Consider the following 17965-nt stretch of genomic DNA (forward strand, 5'->3'; position numbering starts at 1 on the left):
GACATGACCGATCCCATGGCGCTGGTGCCGCCCGACCTGCTTGAACGCGTCACACGCGGCTGGCGCGACATGTCCACGCGGCTTGTCCAGCTTGGGCGCGACCGGCCGGAGGGGGACAGGGGCGTATTCGTCAATCCCGCCGCCGAGCGCGGTTCCACCGTGCTGTTTTCCAGCCTTGAAGCCATGGACCGCGCGGGGCATGGCCGCTATGGGCCGGAACTGATCTACGGCGCCATGGGATCGCCCATCCAGCACCGGCTGGAAGCGGTCATTGCCGAAATCGAAGGCGGCACGCAGGCGCAGGTCGTGCCATCGGGGCTGGCGGCGTGCACGCTGCCGCTGCTGGCCTATCTGGGGGCGGGGGATCACTGCCTGCTGTCGGATTCCGTCTATGGTCCCACCCGGCGTTTTGCCGACAGGGTGCTGCGCCGATTTGGGGTGGAGGTCACCTATTTCCCCCCCATGGCGACCGAGGGCGACCTTCAGGCCCTGGTGCAGCCCAATACCCGTCTGATCTTTGCCGAAAGTCCCGGCAGCCATTCGTTCGAGGTGCAGGATATTCCCATGATGGGCCGCCTGGCCGCGCGCGCGGGGGCACGGCTGGTGGTGGACAACACGTGGGGGATCGGCCTGTTCAACCCGTTCGCGCACGGGGCGCATGTGTCGGTGCAGGCGCTGACCAAATATGCCGCGGGCCATTCCGACACCATTATCGGCGCGGTGACCGTGGCATCCGATGCGGACTGGCGGCCATTGCGCGATACCGCGATACAGGCAGGGCAGACGGCTGGGCCGGATGACTGCTGGCTGACGCTGCGCGGCCTGCGCACCATGGGCGCGCGCCAGGAACGTCAGGCGGCCACCGCGCTGGGGGTGGCAATGTGGTTGCAGTCCCGGCCGGAAGTCAGTCGCGTGCTGCATCCCGCCCTGCCGTCATGCCCGGGGCATGAATACTGGGCGCGTGATTTCAGTGGCGCGTCGTCGCTGTTTGGCGTGGTGTTCGATCCCGCCTTCACGCAGGCGGACATGACCGCCATGATCGATGGCCTGTCGCATTTTGGCATTGGTGCGTCATGGGGCGGTTATGAAAGCCTTGTGCTGCCCACCTCGGGCGGGATTTCGCGCTCATGCCCGTCGGTTACGGCCGAAGGGCCGGCCTGTCGGCTGCATATCGGGCTGGAAGATGGCGCAGCGCTGGCGGCCGATCTGGCGCGGGGGCTGGATGGCATGTCTGCCGCCCGCGCAGTGCGGGGGACAGGCTGACGTAGATCAAGGCTGCAACGGGGCAGGGGTGAAACACTCCCCCCATTCATGCCCCCGTCCGGCCATGCCGGCCGGGCGGGTGGCGCAGGTAACGGTGGCTCCCTTGCCGGGGTCATGACATCGGAACGGAAGGTGCAAGATGGCTGGAAAGATGAAGGCTGCGGTTGTGCGGGAATTCGGCAAGCCGCTGACGATCGAGGAACTGGACATTCCGCAGATCAACTCCAACCAGATCCTGGTCAAGGTCGATGCCTGCGGTGTCTGCCACACCGACCTGCACGCCGCCCGCGGTGACTGGCCCACCAAGCCCAATCCCCCCTTCATTCCGGGGCATGAGGGGATCGGCCACGTGGTTGAGGTCGGCAGCAACGTCAACTGGATCAAGACCGGGGACGTGGTGGGCGTGCCCTGGCTGTATTCGGCCTGCGGGCATTGCGAACACTGTCTGGGCGGGTGGGAAACCCTGTGTGAAAAACAGGAAGACACCGGCTATTCCGTTAATGGCTGCTTTGCCGAATACGTGGTGGCCGACCCCAATTACGTCGCCCACCTGCCGAAAGACATCGACCCGATCAAGACCGCACCCGTACTGTGCGCGGGACTGACGGTGTACAAGGGCCTGAAGATGACTGACACGCGCGCGGGGGAATGGGTTGCCATTTCCGGCGCGGGCGGCCTTGGGCAGATGGCCATCCAGTATGCCGTGGCCATGGGCCTGAACGTGGCGGCGGTCGATATCAGCGATGAAAAGCTGGCAGAAGCCCGCAAGCTGGGCGCGCGCGTGACCGTCAATGCGCTGAAGCAGGACCCGGTCGCCTATATCCGTGAACAGACCGGGGGCACCCATGGCGTGCTGGTTACCGCCGTGTCGGACAAGGCGTTCAGCCAGGCGGTGGGTTACGCGCGGCGCGGGGGCACGGTGGTGCTGAACGGCCTGCCGCCCGGTGACTTCCCGCTGTCCATCTTTGACATGGTGATGAACGGCACGACCGTGCGCGGGTCCATTGTCGGCACGCGTCTGGACATGATCGAAGCCATGTCCTTCTTTACTGATGGCAAGGTGACAACGGTGGTCACGCCCGACAGGCTGGAAAACATCAACACCATTTTCGACAACCTTCAGCATGGCCGCGTCGAAGGGCGCATCGTGCTGGATTTCCGCAACGGGGCCTGAAACGGCGACGGCCGTCACCCTGATGTCCTGTCAGGGTGAGGCATCGTGCGGGGCATGAACGGGGACGTATCCCGTCACGTTCTGTCGCGGCGGGGGCGTGCATATGCCGCCCTGTCGTGCTTGCGCGATTGCCGTGCTGGGCAGGGACCTGTCTGGCGTATAATGGAAAGCTGTTGTGTATTGAGGTAAAAGAGTGCCGAGGCGGGACAGTAATGTTTTGGGCAGATTGATTATTTTACTGTCGGGTTCCGGCTTCAGGTCGAAAATTTTATTTTTGGTGGATTGAATTCCGTTATCCCGGCCATTTCTGGTTCAGACATTTCCGTAAATTCGAGTAGATTGCGCCCGTCGGGCATGTTCAGGTCCCGGTACGCATAATCCTGTCACCTGAACCGCATTCTTATTATTCTGGCCAGGTTCCTATTGAGTATGACGTAGGCGAAAACGTCTTTCGCCACGATGCTCCCCACCACGACCACCGCGGCATCGTGAAGTACGACGTTCCTTTTGACCAGGACTTCCGCGCCGCTTCAGCAGTCATTCCCGATGACAGTTCTGCCACGGTCAGGATCGTACGGCAGGCTATTCCGGTCTTTTTCATGGGGATGTGCCAGATCGTGGCCAAAACCATCGGTAACAACCGGACCGGACGTGACAAAATTCAGGGGATGGGATCGGTTGAAAACGCCAGATTTATGGACGATGGATGAATACCTGCCCACGGCGATATCTGCGTAAATTTTTAAAAAGAAAGAAGGAAAGGCATCGCGCTGGAAAGTGTGTCGTGCCTGAATCGGGAATGGATTTCTATCCCGGCGGCTTTATTCAGGAAACGCAGATATATCCATTTATTTTCAGCGTTTGGGTGGTTGTGATCAGGTGTATTTATTAAATTTATATTTATAATATTCCCACAGTTACCAATATATATTTTCAATATAACTTCTTAAAATTTAATATATGAAAAATATTTCATCATTATCTATCATGGCCGAATGAAATGACCTGAAGAAACTTCGGCTTCGCGGTCGCGTTATTTATGCTGGATAGGGCATGCGCGGCCACGTCGGCATGTCGATAATGCAGAAACTGAAAGACAGGTAAGGGTATCATGAAAAAAACGGTGATTCTGGCAGGGCTGTGCGCAACCGGGCTGAACGTGGCAATGCTGGCGCCCGCGCTGGCGGATTCCTGCGACGGTGTGACGGATCATGCGGAATGTGAAGTGCGCCTGAAATCCCATGAAACCAGCAGCGAGACCCGTGAAAAGGCCCATGAAGCCCATGAAAAGGCAGCCGAGAAAACCGACAGCGCCAAGGACTGGGGCGACCGGACCGGCAAGAAACTGGATAACTGGGGCCATAAGACCAAGGGCGACATGAGCCAGTTCTTCACCGGGCATCGCTAAAAGGCTGTTTCGGGCGACCGGATGACTGAAAAGGAACGGAGGGTTCTGGCTGCAGCCTTTCTGCGGGAAGGCTGCATCCGCTGAAACCCGTCGGAGAAAGCGTCTTCCGAACCGCCTGCATTCGGGTGCCGGGACGCCCTGTCGGACCGGCCCGGTCGTTGTCCACACCCGCATCGGGGGCGAACGGGATACAATATCCCTACAGGACAAAAGGGGCGACACCTGATGGTGCCGCCCCCTTTTCGCGTTATGACGCCATGCGATCAGGAATGGTGGTGATCGCCCGCCTCATGCTCGCGCCAGCCTGCTTCCAGCGTGTGCAGGAAGGTCTTGAAATGCTTCTTCACTTCATCAGGGGAAGCTTTTTCCATCACTTCCTTTTTCGCGGCCGTCAGGGTGGCGGCTGCGTGGATCAGGGCGGCGTGGATGATGTCTGTCGGTTCTTTGGCCATGGTGGCACTCTCCCATCGGGTTGATGGGCAAAGGATGGAAGATGCCATCGCGACTGGCAACCGGCGCACCTGCATGACTGCCGCCGCGTTTCCCCCCTTGAAACCGCGCCGGAACGAAACGGGGGGAACCCCGGGCGGAATCCGCCGTTGAAAGGCTTCAACATGAACGTGATGGGATAAGATATGTTTTTCAGGCGTACCGCTCTGGCCCTTGCCACCACAACCGTCCTGGCCCTGCCGTTTGCAGCACATGCGGAACCGGGTGGCTGCGTGAAGGGAGCCGTCGCCGGTGGCGTGGCAGGGCATTTTATTGGCAGTGGCCATGGCAAGGGCGGGGCAGCGGCAGGATGTGCCGCCGGCATGGCGCGTCGCCACCATGCGCGCAAGGAAGCGCGTGAAAACCAGCAGCAGGACAGCGCCCCGCCCGAAGGGGGCACGCAGCCTTCGCCGCCGCCCGCGCCCAACGGCAACGTGCAGTAATCACCTATGCCGCCACCGTCAGGGCTCGGACCTGACGGTGGACGCGCCCATGGCGCGTGCGAAGCACATGGTCAGCATGTTGTGCGGATCGGGATTTATGCCCACGAAAATGATGTCCTTGCGCACATAAAGCAGCTTATGTCGTGGCCCCATCGTGACGCGGGGCAGGATAACCGGCTGGTCACGCGCCACCTGTTCGCGCGTGCTGGCCACCCAGTCATGGCTTATGCGCGCCAGCCGCGTCAGGTCGGGCACCACGATCGCCATGTGCATGACCACCAGCCCGGCACAGCCCGACGCCATGACCATGCTGAAGGACCGTCCGATGGGGCAGGTGAACAGCAGGCAGGCCAGATAGCACACCAGCAGCACGCTGGCGGGAAACGACACCCGCGCGGCCAGCGCCTCACGCGGGAACATGAGCAGCAGCGCCATATAGGCCAGCGCCAGCCCCGCAAACCATATCCCGCGTCCTGCACGCAGGCACGCGGGACAGGAAACCTGTCGCCGCCCCAGAAACAGGCCGATGCCGATCAATGCCACAAATGGTAGCCAGAACAGGTCAAACAGGCTGCCCAGATTGCCCAGCAACCCGTCCAGCCGGTCCACAGGCGGGCTGGGCACCATGGTGCGTTGACGGACATAGTTACCCGGCGCGATACCCAGCACCAGCGTGCCCATGGCATGACTGCACACCAGCGGCCATGGTACCCGCTGTCCCCGCTGCCATGCGCGTACCGCCGCGCCCGCCAGTACCAGTGTCAGCAGCAGTGAAAGCGGTTCAAGGAACGTGGCGATCAGGAATACGGCCACATACTGCGCCATGTTCATGTCCGTGCGGCGGGACAGGACCCGCGCCAGCAGCCACATTTCCCCCGTCACGGGCCACAGGTAGCCAATGGACCCGGTTTTCCATAATGCGACCTCGGCAATGGTGCGCGGCAGCCACCACAGCATGAGGAACACCAGCACGTGCTGCGCCACGCCGTCGCGCCGGCGTGCAGGGGCGGGCTGTCCTGCCACCGCACGGCACATATGCACCACCACATGGACCAGAAAGGTGAAGATCCCGGCATTCACCACCGCGAAGACGGCAAGTGACCCATAGGGCCGCAGATCCAGCACCACGAATGTGACCAGCGTGGTGAACCACCGCCCCGTCCAGAAATTGTAATTGCCCCAGACAATGCGCACGATGGTGGCGGGGTTGAACGGCATGGTGCGGCAGTAATCATCCGCCCATAGCGGTGTGATCCAGTTGGCCCACAGCAGGAATGCAAAGCACAGGGCCAGACCCAGTCGTGCGCCGGGTTCGGTGCGGGGGGAAATGTGCATGGGCGGTTTCATTGGATACAGGGGCCCCTTGCGGTCCGGGTTTCCGTCATGCCGGGACGGGTCCTACGGAAAAATGATGGCGTCGGTTCCGGACCGTCCCGATAATTCGTCCATGGGGTGGGGTTGTATCATGGATCGGTTCGGCCGCATCGCCTATGAATTTGGCCTGACCGGCCCCGTCAATCATGATCATGCCGGAGATCAGGGGATAGAGCCACGTGTTACAGCCTGCCGATCAATCCGTCTCCTCCTCGCGCGGCGGCCTGGATGGGCCTGCCGTATCGCCGCCGCCATCGGGCAGCCATGGTCCGGCGGTGCGCGCGGCCCTGACCACGGCCAGCGCGGGGCTGCTGGTGGGGCTGGATACGGGCCTGATCGCGGAAGCACTGGGTTTTATCGGTCAGGATTTCCATGCTTCCGCCCGTGCGCAGGAATGGGTTGTCTCGGTGCTGATGGTGGGCGCGCTGCTGGGATCGGGCGGGGCGGGGGTGTTCTCAAGCCGCTTCGGCCGCAGGCTGGCGCTGGGCACGGCCACGCTGCTGATCGGGCTGGGGGCGCTTCTGTGCGCTACGGCGGGCCTGATCGGGCAGATCCTGCTGGGGCGGTTCCTGATCGGGATGGCCATTGGCATCTGCACGTTCACCGCGCCGCTGTATATTTCGGAACTGACCACGGGGCGCATGCGCGGCACCATGGTGTCCACCTTTTCCATGCTGCAGTCGGCGGGCATCCTGCTGGGATATCTGGCGGGGGGCATCCTGTCGGGGGGCGGCCACTGGCGGCTGATGGTGGGGCTGCCGGTCATCCCGGCGGCGCTGCTGTTCATGGGGTGCGCGTTCCTGCCGTCCAGCCCGTCATGGCTTGCGGCGAAAGGACGGTTCGAGGAGGCACGCAGGGTCCTGCGCAGCCTGCGCGGCGATGAACTGACGGCGGACCGGGAACTGGACAACATCCGCCGTGAACTGGGGGCGGGCAGGCCGGTCGGGGGCTTTGCGCTGTTGCGGACCAGACCGTTTTTCCGGCGCTCCGTCGCCCTTGGCATCGGGCTGCAGGTCATGCAGCAACTGACCGGCATCAATGTTGTGATGTATTACGCGCCCAAGATTCTGGAAGGCGCGCATTTCGGCACCTCCGCCGCCGCATGGGCCACTGTCATGGTGGGGGCGGTCAATGCGGTTGTGGGCGTGCTGGCCATTTTCATGGTCTCGCGCTGGGGGCGCAGGCCACTGCTGGTGACAAGCTGCGTCATCATGGCGGTCGCGCTGGCGGCTGCGGGCGTGATCGAGGGGATGCACCTGCAGGGCATGGGCGCGGTACTTTCGCTGGTGGCGGCCCTGCTGGTATTCGTGGCGGGCTTTGGCATGGGCGCGGGGCCCCTGGTATGGACCCTGTGTTCGGAAATCCAGCCGATCGAGGGGCGGGATTTTGGCGTTGCATGTTCGACCCTGGCCAACTGGGGCATGGACTGGGCGGTTAGCAACACGTTCCTCAGCATCGTGGCGGTCGCGGGGGCAGGGTGGACTTTTGCCGGGTTCAGCGTGATGAACGTGGTGTTCGTGCTGTTTACGCTGGCGCTGGTGCCCGAAACCCGCGACGTGCCGCTGGATGTGATTGAGCAGCATCTGGAAGCCGGTCGCCCCCTGCGTGAAATCGGACGCTAGGGCGCGTCCGCACATAAACCGTACGCCGGATGGGCAATGGTCCCGGCTGTCCTGCCGCCACGCTGGACGCGACGGGAATGCCGAATGGCCGCGTCATGTCATGCAGGGATATGAAATGGGGCCGAACGGTCGTGCGCATGTGCGCCGCCGTCCGGAAATGGCATGACGCGTTCAGGGCAGGGGCGCTATGGCCGGGTGTTTACGCCGGTTGTGTCGATGTTCGGCCGCGTCGATCTGAAATACAGCTTGCCCATGTATCTGACTGGTCCGAACTGGGAGTCCCTGAAAAACGCCTTTGGGCTTTTGCGTAGTTTCTTGCGCTTGGCTTTATCCAGTATCCTCAGCAGGATAAAAATGAATATTTTGAGGATGATGCCATCTGGGGGGATAAGCCCTTTCTCATCATCTTCATTGATCAATTCTACTTTGGCTATCGCGATATCTTTGGAAAAGAGAAATTCATAATCGACTTTCTCATTGTTTTTTATGATTTTCGTCCACAGGCTGTACGGTATGCATATGGAATGGATAAGTTCATCCGTTTCCAAGTCATTATATTTTTTGAAATAAGTCTGTATTTCGCCAGGGCCGCCGATCACAAAGTTATCGGCCAGAACGCCGATTGATTCCTTTATCGATGTCCGGTCATCATGATAGTCCAGTGTTAATTCCGGGAAGAACTTTTTGAATACAGTGAAAGACAGGTGCTGCTCCACCGCATACCTGCTGAAGAATGTTCTTTCCCTAAGGCCGGTGGATTTCTGGTATGGGTTTCTTTCGTAATATGTTGCGTCCATTATATTATATGGCGGTACATCCCATAGGCAGCGGACGTCTTCGGTCAGACCGAAATGGAACCAGTCGCTATAATGGAAAGGCAGGGATTCAAACGTATAGGGATTGAGCGTAAAGAATTCGGAAATCAGGACGCGCTGTTTCAGCGCTGCGAAACGGTGCCGTGGAAGTGCATGGTTTTTAATGTAAAAATCAATAAATGTGTCATCAATGAACAGGATATCATTTCGTGTTCTTAGAACATATTCCGTGCCGACATGATCCAGCCCTGCTTTTGCCGCTTCGATCTGCAGGTTGCAGTGATTATTCCCGATTCCTTGTTTGACCGGGGGCATGGAAACCGCCGCACCGGACAGGGTGATCACGTCACAGCATTCTGCAATCAGTTCCAGGGCATCATAAAACAGGCCGTTATCCCTGTATTTCTTGACCAGGCGCGGATCGGAGATAATGCCAGGACCATCGAACATGACGATATCCGTCTGGGATATCGCGAAAATGATCCTGCACGAACTGAATATCTTTCTCCAGCCTGATATGATCCGGGCTGTCTGAATGATGTTGCGTTTGTTCAGAGGGCCCTGAACAACAATAGAAAGGGAATCTGTAATATCTTTCTTGTTCGGCAATTTACTGATCATTACGCGCCTATGATTCGGTATAATTATGATGGTTTTTTTATAATATACGAAAATTGCGGGATGGAACTGCCCGCGGCGTCAGCCGGAAATCTGCCGTTTCTGCCGCGAACGCCGGACATGTCAGGCCTGTCCGGCCTTGACCCTGCATGCAGGGTCATCGTGTGTTGTGGGGTGCAGTTTCCGGGTAGACTGACTGATGGCATCTCCTTTGCATGTATCCTGCCATCGTAATCCATGGTGGGTCACCTCAACAATCCCGCCGTCAGTGCGGTAGTCGGTTCCCGTTCCGTGGTGCCAGCCCCATAGATAGGTCCGCATGATCCGTTCCAGTTCGGTATCGAACTGCATGACAGGATACTGTGGATTTGACGGGTTGAAATGGGGAAAAGCGATCCCATGGAATTCCGGCGTGGTGCCTGGAATAACCGGAAGATGTCAGCTTGCGGCCGGGGGGGATTGGAAACGACATCGATGAAATCCGTAATGCAGTCGATACAGTATTTCAGGTGGTTCCCATGGTCTTCAGGCAGAATAAACGGCATGCTTTTACTGATCTGCCCTGCTGTGTCGACCGTTCGATGCATATGGCACCTTGATGACCGGCCCCACCATGTCCGGAATCCTAGAAACCTCGCATCGGCCCGCGGCTGTAATACAGCAGCATGGAACCCACCGCAGCCATGTGCGTGCCGGCACCCAGAACGACCATCACATGCCATAATGCGTTGGAAAAGGGCATGTTCTCACGCATGTAGAATATGACGCCGGTACAGTAGAACACCAGTCCCAGAATGATCAGGGAAAACACCCGCGCGGGCAGGGCCCACACCGTCGGGTCGGGACACAGGAAAAACACCCACGCCACACAGAGATAGGGCATCACATGATACCGCCGCGACCATGTGAAGAAACACATCTTGGCCACGACACCCGCCGCGGCCATGGCCCATAACAGGGCGCAGAACCACACGCTGCCCATGCCGTGCCCACCCAGCAGGATGAAGGGAGTATAGCTTGCGGCGATGGCGATGAAGATCACCGACTGGTCAATGCGCTGCAACCCGCCCTTGAGCCAGCATGACGGACAGAAATTATAGGCCGCCGAGGACAGGCACGTCGCCAGGATCGACCCGCAGTACAGCAGCGTCACTCCGGATTCCAGTCCTGAATGCGACATCATGGCGGTATGCAAAAGCCACAGCACGCCATACCCCAACCCCACCACGCCCATGACATGGACAAGCAGGTCAGCCGCCCGTTCGGACAGGGAATAGATGGGAAAACGCGTGCGGGTATTCATGGCGGCGGAAAATACTCCTTATTTTTCCGCAGGTCCGGTCCCGTATAATGAATAAGTCTGTTTCCATATATGCAAAAAAGATCATGCATGCGTGAGGCATCCCGCATGATGGGCGCAAGACCGCCTGCTGAATAAAAATCTGATAAAAATAGAAGTTTTTGGAGGCTGTATTTTCCGAACCGGCGGCATGTCCTGAAACGCCCCTGGAAGAAGTCCTGTCAGAAACGTTTCAGGCCGTGCACGCAGATAGGCCGGGTTATACGGGGGCATAGGCGCCTGCCGCATGTCCCGGCCCCGGTCCTCAGCGGGCCGTGCGTTCGCCCGTGACGTGGCTGCACAGGGTCTTGATTTCCTCCGCCGTGATGCCTTCGGGGTTGTGCTGGGCCTTCCTGGCGATTTCATGCTCGGCCTCGGTGGCGCGGCCGTGTTCCTTGGCGACGTGCTGGCCCAGGGAGATGACCTCTTCCTTCGTCAGCAGCTTGGGTTCCTTCAGGCCCCTGTCCGCCAGCTTGTGCATGTGTTCGCGTGCGGCGGCTGTGGGTTTGTCGGTCATGATCGGGCAATCCTGTCTGAATGATGCGCGGTATGCGCGTGACGGGATGATATAACGTATGACAGGGCAGGAAAACCAATAGGGTACACATGCCCTTGCGTCATATTTCACATATCTGGTCCGCCGCCCCACGACGTAAAAGGGAGACGGCACAGAGAGGGAGACACATGCCAGACCCCATCCATTGCGCCCCCGACAGCGCGCTTGCCCGCCTTGCCCCGACCATGGCGCTGACGGGCCAGCAGGAAGCGCTGAAGGCGGAGGTCCTGGCCTTCTGTCGCGCGCACCGGGCGGATGATCATGCCCTGTTCGTGATTGAAGGCGATGCAGGCACGGGCAAGAGCCTGCTGCTGAATACCCTGTTCACCGCCATACAGCAGGCGGCGCGGGGGCGTGACGGCCACGACCCGCTGCATGGCACCCGCAACTGGCTGCTGGTCAACCACCCGGAAATGATCAAGCTGTACCGGAATATTTCCGAATCCCGGACCTGCCTGCGCAAGAAGGATTTCGAACGTCCGACCACCTTCATCAACCAGATGTCGGCCCGCCATGATCGTGCCGACATCGTGCTGGTGGATGAGGCGCACCTGCTGCTGACCCGCAGCGATCCCTACAACCGTTTCCGGCAGGATAACCAGCTGGCGGAAATCATCCGCCACGCACATGTCGTAGTCATCATATTCGATGCGTATCAGGTGCTGAAGTTCAAGAGCCTGTGGAACGACGCCACCCTGCGCCGTCTGGTTGCGGGTTATCCGGTGGTGACCCGCAGGCTGGACCAGCAGTTCCGCGTGCATGCCCATGCGGATGTCATGACGTGGATCCATGCCCTGCGTGACGGCCGGCTGCTGCCCCTGCCAGCCCCACAACCGTTTGACTTCCGTATCTTTGATGACGCGCAGGCCATGTATGACGCCATAAGGCAGCGCAACGCGCAGTACGGGATGTGTCGCATGCTGGCGACGTATGATTATCCCTATACCCTGAACGGGCATGACCATTTCATTACGGAGGGGCGTTTTCACCTGCGCTGGGACCGCGCCATGCCACAGGCGCGCCTGCCATGGGCGGAACGGCCCGATACGATTGATGAAGTCGGTTCGGTCTATACCATCCAGGGGTTCGACCTGAATTACGCGGGCGTGATCCTTGGCCCGTCCGTCGGCTATGATCCGGCTGCCGACCGGATCGTGATCGACCCGTCACGGTACGAGGACAGGGCCGCGTTTACCGGGCGCGACGGGGTGGAAAACCCGCAGGCGGTGATGGAACGGATCATCCTAAATTCCATCAACGTCCTCATGACGCGGGGTGTGCGGGGGCTATATATCTATGCCAGTGACCCGCGCCTGCATGCCCGGCTGGCGGCGTTGTGGCGCGCCCGGCAGGATGCACCGGCAGTCACGTCCTGACCGGAACGGTTGCCTGCGTAACCGGTCGGTTACAGGACAGGTTGTCATAACACCGGACATGTGGATGGCCGCGTCTTCATATCCGGGATGAAGGCGGCCTGTTGTGACAGGTGTCCGGGCGGATACAGGAAAAGCCGCCTTTCACGGGAAGAGGCGGCATCCGGAACCTTCTGTTATTTCCTGGTTTTTCAGCCGCGCTGGCCAAGGCGCTGCAGGTAGGGCAGGATTTCAGGGCCGGATTCAATGGCATGGCCCAGAACGGTTTCGACCAGTGTCGCCAGATGCCCGGCATCCATGCCCGCCAGCGTTACGCTCAGGTCATGCTTCTGGGCATCGGACAGGCCCGGCGCCTGGATGATGCGCCGTTCAATGGCTGCCTTCATGGCATCCGTGGTGAAGGGCATGTCGATGATCTGGTCTTTGCTCATGGCCGTTATTCCTGAATGGATAAGATAAGGCGGCCATCGTACGGGTTGCCGGTTTCCCGGCAACCTCCCTGTGCGCGATGCGGTTATGCGTTCGTCATCATGCGGGGTGTATCATGTGGAATGCGTGGGGCGTTTATCCCTGCTCGGGCTGTTCCGTTGTCATGCGGTGCAGGCGGGCGGTCTGGGAAAAGCCGCGCATTTCCTGCGCGATGCCCTGGCGTTCCAGCCGCCGCAGCCCGGTGGCGTAGCCGATTTCCTGTTTCAGTTGGCCAAGCAGCATGTTGGTGCGACCGGTAAGCATCGTCTTGAAACGATCCATGGCTGATCTCTCGTTCAGGATAAGGAATGCTGCGTCATACGCATGACAGACAACAGCATGATGCATATGCAGGTGCAACAGTTAATGCATGTCTGACTAACATTTAATGCATGAGACGCCAGCTCGGCGCATGCTGCCCCGACATCATCCGGGGCGAAGCGCGTGGCTGACCACGTGGTTCCCTGTCAATGTTTTCAGGGGCGAATACCGGCCTGATCGGTGAAGATGGCATCAGGGCAGGCGAGGGCGTGTCGCCAGTCAAGGTCGATGATGGATGGCGGAATTAATTCGGTAATATCTGCCCTTTGCCATGAGGGCAGGGGAAGGATGGCTGTTTTTCCTGCTACATCGACAACGGCATGAAATCATGTAGGCAACCCGCCACGGGACTGGCCGATGGTCCTGACCTGTCCCCTTATTTCATGGATACCGGCATTATGCTGGTGCGTCCGGACAGTCGTGCTGTCGATTATCCCATATTCATTGGCGGGGGTCAGCAGCCTGACTTCGGAAAATCCGCTCGATCACGCCACTTTCGCACCAGCGGCGCAGTCGCGGAACCGCGGCGGCAGATCATGGCAGGGAATGCCTGCGGGCCAATTGACGATCTCCCTGTTTCCCTTCCCGGCAGCAATGCTGGATATCAGTCAATGATTGCTCATGAAGCGGGACCGTATGGGGAACTGTATCTGCCCTGCTGCCGTCATGACGGGGCCATAGGCGGCAGGAGGCTGGAACGCCGCCATGCGGGGCTGACCCTGACCTGCGTCGGGGGAGGGCCATAAACTTCCCCCTCCATCCCGATTTCTGGTAGTGCGGATGGCATGTCCGCAACCATGCAGGAAGCCACCATGCCGACAACCGTTCTTTATTCCCCCGATGATGTGCGCAGGCTGCTTGCGGCTGGCGACGCGGTCGTGATCGACGTGCGCGACCGGAAGGATTTTGACGCAGGCCACATACCCGGCGCGGTCAGCATGCCCGACATCTTCACCTATCTGGCAGAAACCACACAGGATGGGCTGCACACGCTGCAGCAGACCTTCGCCAGCCTGTTTGCCGATTACGGGCTGGATGGCAAAAAGACCGCCATCGTTTACGAAGATGCCCTGCACACGCGCTATGGCGCGTCATGCCGGGGGTACTGGATCCTCAGCTATCTCGGCTATCCATCCGTTGGTATCCTTGATGGCGGGCTGAGCGCATGGCGCAGGGGCGGCGGGACGCTGACGACCGAAACCGTCACCCCCGCGCGCACCACGTTTCCGCTGCAGATCAATGCCGCCCTCATGGCCACGTATGAGGACGTGCGCGCGGCGCTGGGGTCGCCCACGGTCCGGTTGCTGGACAACCGCGACCGGGTGGAATGGCTGGCGGAAAGTTCGTCCCCTTACGGTGTTGATTTCGCCCCGCGCAAGGGGCGTATACCGGGAGCCGTGTGGATCGAGTGGTATGACTTCATGACAGTCACCGACAACCATGCCGCCTTCCGCAATGCGGAGGACATACGCGCCCTTGCCGCCAGCCGTGGGCTGCGGCCGGATGATGACATTATCATCTACTGTTTCAAGGGCGCGCGCGCGGCCAATACCTATGTCGCGCTGGCATCCGCCGGGTTCAGCCGCCTGCGGATCTATATGGGATCGTGGAACGAATGGTCCCGCAACCCGGCCCTGCCGATCGAGGACGGCCTGCCCAAGGCTGCCGCCCCGTATCGCGGGTGATGCCAGACCGGATGGGGAAGGGGGACATGATCCTTCAGCCCCATCCGGACGCAGGCGCATGGTCGTGATCCCTACGGTTTCTCCGGCTCATCAGGGGCAAGGGTGAACAGGTCCTCCACCATGACCCCCAGGCTGCGGGCAAGGGTCAGGGCCAGACCGACGGATGGCATGAAAACGCTGTTTTCCACGGTATTGATCGTTTTGCGTGATACCCCGACCCGCTCCGCCAGGGCCGCCTGTGTCAGTCCCTGCGCCGTGCGACATGCCCTGAGGGAATTATGGACTTTCATCCGTCAGTTCGGCCCTGCGATTAAGATGCACAAGTATGGCATTGGGCACGATCAGCCCCGCTGCCAGCAGCATGGGCCCCGCATACAGCGCCAGTGGTGGTGCGACAACCAGCACGACCAGCAGCAGCGCCAGTGCCAGCAGCATCACGCCATAGCCGGTGCGTAGCGCCCGCATGCGGAAAAAGGCCTGCATTTCGTCATGTGGATCGTAAAACGGGCCGTCCCCCATGAACATCACGTGACTGAACTCGACAAGGGCGAACAGGCCGAACAGACCGCATGCCAGTGGCAGGAAGCCGGGATTGCGCACCGGGTCCACCTGCCGCATCCAGACGGCCAACAGCACGATGGCAAGGGAGCCGAGCAGGAACGCCAGCCTCACCGGGAATGACATGCGCCTGACCTCGCCACGCTCCAGCGCGTGACGTGTTCGTGCCAGATCATCCGTCCAGCGCCGGTGCAGGATGATCCTGTCCCAGCCCATACGCAGCGCGATCAGCAGGCACAGGAAACACAGCCCCTCGGGCCATGTGCCATGCCGGGCCTCGAACACCTGCCAGCCAAACAGCCACCCGAAGGGCCGGTAAGCCTGAACCCAGGTGTAACCGCAGGCGACAAGGACCAGCCGGGCCCATTGCCAGGGGGTGAAACCAGGGAATTTCCGTTTCAACGTCATGTCCGTCACCACGCGATATGTCACCTTAAGGTTACATATCGTCCTGACCGGGCCGGGTGCAAGCCAAATCGGGGGATGGGGCCGGTCGGGGGCTCAATTCAGGTCAGGGGTGGAATGCCGCCTGTGCCCAAGGTTATGACGTCAGGGTATTTTCCCTCATCCCGTGCGGAATTTCCTGTATCCAGATTCCACGCATGGGGCAAAGCTGGGTGTTCCATCGAGTCACGGGGAGAATGAATTTGAAACATGTGCTTCTGCTGGTCGGCGTCCTGCTACTGGGTTCAGGCGCCAGTGCCTGCGCAGGAGCGGTTCCGGCAGACCGGCCGCCCGTGGCCGCGCAGGCACTGATCTCGCACCTGCACATGGAAAAGATCCCCCATGAAGGACCATGGTTCGTACAGACGCTGAAAAGTGGCGAGACGGCCGGCGGCGGACCGGCCACGGGTGCGGCGGGCGAACGGCGGGCCTACAGTGCGATCTACCTGCTTCTGACGCACCAAGATTTTTCAGCCATGCACAGGCTGGCAACGGATGAGGTCTGGCATTTCTATGGGGGCGATCCGGCGACGCTGCTGCTGCTTTACCCCGACGGGCATGGCGAGACCAGAGTCTGGGGCGGCAACGTTCTGGCCGGGGAGGAACCGCAGATCCTTGTGCCACGCGGCACATGGATGGGGGCCATGCCCAGGGGAGCTGCGCGGACGGCCTATACCTTTGGCGGCAATACGCTTTCCCCCGGTTTCGATTATGCGGATTACGAGCAGGGCTATCGTGATGACCTGATGGCCCGTTACCCCCAATTTGCCAGACAGATTACCGAACTGACACGACAGGATGCCCTGAGCAGGCCCGCAGACATGAAGACGGTCGGGACGCCACCGGCACCGGTGCAGCTTGAGGAACTGGTCGGCCGGACTGCGCCGCAACACTCGGACCGGATCAGTGGCTCGCGGTTTGTCATCTCTGCCGGACATGGCATGCCCCGCATGATGACCCGCAAGGGACATGAAGTCATGTTTGTCGTCAGCGGGCAGGGCAGTATTCAGGTCGGTCATGATGTCCGCCCCGTGACGGCGGGATCTGTCATCTATCTGCCGCCCCGGGTTCCGCACAGCATCAACGCCGTATCGACCCTTGTTTTCTATGTCGCCGCCGCACCGGCCTGGCGACAGTCGGATACGCAGGTTCTGAAACCATAATCCTGCCCCTGTCGCATGCCCGGCCGCGGCGTGCGGTCGGTTGATGCCGAGCGGTAGCAGGCCAGGTTGGATGCTGCCGCTCGAAGCATGTTGCGATGCCTCCGAATGGCCTGGGATCGGTAGGAACGCGTAAGGCGGGAGTGACCCTTGCGTGGAGTGCAGCAGTGGTCCCGTGCAGGGATGTCCGGTGTGAGCCCCGTTTTTCAGGCCGGTCGGGCAGTGAAGCGGCATCATAAACCCGATTGGAGATGAAAGCTTTCAGGACCGACTTCATCCCCAGGGGAATCTGCTTCCGTGATGTCGGCTCCCTGTCGATGGGGCAGGCATGGCGTAGCGGCCTTTATAACTGCATGCATTTTCATGGTCAGTGCGCCATGGAGGTGTCCGCTGGACTGATTCATTTCCCCTCTTTACGGGCACTCGCGCCATGTCCGACCGATCATCACGCGTGCATTGCCATGGTTGGCCGCCTTCCGCCGGGAAATCCGTTCGACGATGCCGGGGTTACATTGGCGGCACGGCTGTTGGCGCATATTTCCCGGCCATCGGGATGCATCGGCTGATCCGCACCGTACTATCCGGAATGTTCATGCGATCCGCAATCCCCGGCCGTGGTCAGTCGTGATGTCTGGAAAGCAGGCCATAGGCGTCGGGCACAAAGCGCCGCAACAAAGGCCACCCGTTATCGTTTAAAGCAGGTGAATACCGAAACAGGGGGACATGGAGTGCTGGCACAGATTGCGACGGGACCAGATGATAGCCCTGGAGACGTCTGAAAATGTAAGGAAAATCAATCCTAACGCAGATGGTAGCGGTGGACGGATTTGAACCGCCGACCAAGGGATTATGATT

The 17965-nt window shown here is 60.1% G+C and carries 17 protein-coding genes; 8 read left to right on the plus strand and 9 right to left on the minus strand.

Going from position 1 to position 17965, the window contains the following annotated elements; genetic code table 11:
• Window positions 1-3: 3 nt before the first annotated feature.
• From metC to HNO79_RS10140, 3 genes are all read left to right on the plus strand, one after another.
• A complete protein-coding gene (gene metC / locus HNO79_RS10130; protein ID WP_214164802.1) occupies window positions 4-1263 on the plus strand; it encodes a cystathionine beta-lyase in 1260 nt (419 codons plus the stop codon).
• Between the two features lie 139 nt (window positions 1264-1402).
• Complete coding sequence (gene adhP, locus HNO79_RS10135) at window positions 1403-2437, plus strand: alcohol dehydrogenase AdhP (RefSeq protein ID WP_214164801.1); 1035 nt, start codon at window positions 1403-1405, stop codon at window positions 2435-2437.
• A gap of 1111 nt (window positions 2438-3548) precedes the next feature.
• Complete coding sequence (locus tag HNO79_RS10140) at window positions 3549-3845, plus strand: hypothetical protein (RefSeq protein WP_010514278.1); 297 nt, start codon at window positions 3549-3551, stop codon at window positions 3843-3845.
• A gap of 263 nt (window positions 3846-4108) precedes the next feature.
• On the opposite strand, the gene HNO79_RS10145 is transcribed toward HNO79_RS10140, so the two are convergent.
• Window positions 4109-4297 carry a hypothetical protein gene (locus HNO79_RS10145; RefSeq protein ID WP_010514280.1) on the minus strand — a complete coding sequence of 63 codons (189 nt, stop codon included), beginning with the start codon at window positions 4295-4297 and terminating at the stop codon, window positions 4109-4111.
• 183 nt (window positions 4298-4480) lie between these two features.
• On the opposite strand from HNO79_RS10145, the gene HNO79_RS10150 reads away from it, so the two are divergent.
• The gene (locus tag HNO79_RS10150) at window positions 4481-4777 is read left to right on the plus strand and encodes a hypothetical protein (protein ID WP_010514281.1); all 297 of its coding nucleotides are present in this window, start codon (window positions 4481-4483) and stop codon (window positions 4775-4777) included.
• An 18-nt stretch (window positions 4778-4795) separates the two neighbouring features.
• On the opposite strand, the gene HNO79_RS10155 is transcribed toward HNO79_RS10150, so the two are convergent.
• On the minus strand, window positions 4796-6112 hold the full coding sequence (locus HNO79_RS10155; RefSeq protein WP_244987499.1) for a DUF6056 family protein: 1317 nt from the start codon (window positions 6110-6112) through the stop codon (window positions 4796-4798).
• Window positions 6113-6330: 218 nt separating this feature from the next.
• Here HNO79_RS10155 and HNO79_RS10160 point away from each other — a divergent pair, with 218 nt between their 5' ends.
• Window positions 6331-7773, plus strand: a complete 1443-nt coding sequence (locus HNO79_RS10160) for a sugar porter family MFS transporter (RefSeq protein ID WP_010514283.1) — start codon at window positions 6331-6333, stop codon at window positions 7771-7773.
• Window positions 7774-7958: 185 nt separating this feature from the next.
• Here the strand turns inward: HNO79_RS10160 and HNO79_RS10165 are convergent, their stop codons facing one another.
• The 3 genes from HNO79_RS10165 to HNO79_RS10175 form a co-directional block, all read right to left on the minus strand.
• A complete protein-coding gene (locus HNO79_RS10165; RefSeq protein ID WP_244987500.1) occupies window positions 7959-9038 on the minus strand; it encodes a WavE lipopolysaccharide synthesis family protein in 1080 nt (359 codons plus the stop codon).
• A gap of 793 nt (window positions 9039-9831) precedes the next feature.
• Window positions 9832-10509, minus strand: a complete 678-nt coding sequence (trhA, locus tag HNO79_RS10170; protein ID WP_214164798.1) for a PAQR family membrane homeostasis protein TrhA — start codon at window positions 10507-10509, stop codon at window positions 9832-9834.
• A 301-nt stretch (window positions 10510-10810) separates the two neighbouring features.
• Window positions 10811-11062: a hypothetical protein gene (locus HNO79_RS10175; protein WP_010514287.1), complete on the minus strand. Its 252-nt coding sequence runs from the start codon at window positions 11060-11062 to the stop codon at window positions 10811-10813.
• Window positions 11063-11229: 167 nt separating this feature from the next.
• Here HNO79_RS10175 and HNO79_RS10180 point away from each other — a divergent pair, with 167 nt between their 5' ends.
• Complete coding sequence (locus HNO79_RS10180; RefSeq protein WP_214164797.1) at window positions 11230-12477, plus strand: DUF2075 domain-containing protein; 1248 nt, start codon at window positions 11230-11232, stop codon at window positions 12475-12477.
• A 188-nt stretch (window positions 12478-12665) separates the two neighbouring features.
• On the opposite strand, the gene HNO79_RS10185 is transcribed toward HNO79_RS10180, so the two are convergent.
• Entirely contained in the window at window positions 12666-12905 is a 240-nt protein-coding gene (locus tag HNO79_RS10185) for a hypothetical protein (protein WP_039732628.1), read from the minus strand.
• Window positions 12906-13038: 133 nt separating this feature from the next.
• Window positions 13039-13206 carry a CsbD family protein gene (locus HNO79_RS10190; protein WP_244987501.1) on the minus strand — a complete coding sequence of 56 codons (168 nt, stop codon included), beginning with the start codon at window positions 13204-13206 and terminating at the stop codon, window positions 13039-13041.
• Between the two features lie 842 nt (window positions 13207-14048).
• Here HNO79_RS10190 and HNO79_RS10195 point away from each other — a divergent pair.
• Window positions 14049-14948 (plus strand): sulfurtransferase, encoded by a 900-nt coding sequence (locus tag HNO79_RS10195; protein ID WP_010514294.1) that lies wholly within the window; start codon window positions 14049-14051, stop codon window positions 14946-14948.
• 71 nt (window positions 14949-15019) lie between these two features.
• Here HNO79_RS10195 and HNO79_RS10200 read toward each other — a convergent pair whose 3' ends face one another.
• Together HNO79_RS10200 and HNO79_RS10205 are read right to left on the minus strand one after the other, a co-directional pair.
• Entirely contained in the window at window positions 15020-15238 is a 219-nt protein-coding gene (locus HNO79_RS10200; RefSeq protein ID WP_010514295.1) for a helix-turn-helix transcriptional regulator, read from the minus strand.
• Window positions 15225-15908 carry a hypothetical protein gene (locus tag HNO79_RS10205; protein WP_214164795.1) on the minus strand — a complete coding sequence of 228 codons (684 nt, stop codon included), beginning with the start codon at window positions 15906-15908 and terminating at the stop codon, window positions 15225-15227. Before HNO79_RS10205 ends, HNO79_RS10200 begins: the two co-directional genes overlap by 14 nt.
• A gap of 254 nt (window positions 15909-16162) precedes the next feature.
• Between HNO79_RS10205 and HNO79_RS10210 the strand changes: the two genes are divergently transcribed.
• Window positions 16163-17113, plus strand: a complete 951-nt coding sequence (locus tag HNO79_RS10210) for a cupin domain-containing protein (protein ID WP_244987502.1) — start codon at window positions 16163-16165, stop codon at window positions 17111-17113.
• Window positions 17114-17965 lie beyond the last annotated feature (852 nt).

It is taken from the genome of Komagataeibacter oboediens, from assembly GCF_018491655.1.
Lineage (GTDB): Bacteria > Pseudomonadota > Alphaproteobacteria > Acetobacterales > Acetobacteraceae > Komagataeibacter > Komagataeibacter oboediens.

Bases quoted from the DNA above. Each gene is read 5' to 3' on its own strand.
- HNO79_RS10155 (WP_244987499.1), bottom strand. From the start codon at position 6,112: ATGCACATTTCCCCCCGCACCGAACCCGGCGCACGACTGGGTCTGGCC.
- HNO79_RS10195 (WP_010514294.1), top strand. From the start codon at position 14,049: ATGTCCGCAACCATGCAGGAAGCCACCATGCCGACAACCGTTCTTTAT.
- HNO79_RS10175 (WP_010514287.1), bottom strand. From the start codon at position 11,062: ATGACCGACAAACCCACAGCCGCCGCACGCGAACACATGCACAAGCTG.
- HNO79_RS10145 (WP_010514280.1), bottom strand. From the start codon at position 4,297: ATGGCCAAAGAACCGACAGACATCATCCACGCCGCCCTGATCCACGCA.
- HNO79_RS10185 (WP_039732628.1), bottom strand. From the start codon at position 12,905: ATGAGCAAAGACCAGATCATCGACATGCCCTTCACCACGGATGCCATG.
- metC (WP_214164802.1), top strand. From the start codon at position 4: ATGACCGATCCCATGGCGCTGGTGCCGCCCGACCTGCTTGAACGCGTC.
- HNO79_RS10200 (WP_010514295.1), bottom strand. From the start codon at position 15,238: ATGAAAGTCCATAATTCCCTCAGGGCATGTCGCACGGCGCAGGGACTG.
- trhA (WP_214164798.1), bottom strand. From the start codon at position 10,509: ATGAATACCCGCACGCGTTTTCCCATCTATTCCCTGTCCGAACGGGCG.
- HNO79_RS10180 (WP_214164797.1), top strand. From the start codon at position 11,230: ATGCCAGACCCCATCCATTGCGCCCCCGACAGCGCGCTTGCCCGCCTT.
- HNO79_RS10190 (WP_244987501.1), bottom strand. From the start codon at position 13,206: ATGCTTACCGGTCGCACCAACATGCTGCTTGGCCAACTGAAACAGGAA.
- adhP (WP_214164801.1), top strand. From the start codon at position 1,403: ATGGCTGGAAAGATGAAGGCTGCGGTTGTGCGGGAATTCGGCAAGCCG.
- HNO79_RS10165 (WP_244987500.1), bottom strand. From the start codon at position 9,038: ATGTTCGATGGTCCTGGCATTATCTCCGATCCGCGCCTGGTCAAGAAA.
- HNO79_RS10150 (WP_010514281.1), top strand. From the start codon at position 4,481: ATGTTTTTCAGGCGTACCGCTCTGGCCCTTGCCACCACAACCGTCCTG.
- HNO79_RS10140 (WP_010514278.1), top strand. From the start codon at position 3,549: ATGAAAAAAACGGTGATTCTGGCAGGGCTGTGCGCAACCGGGCTGAAC.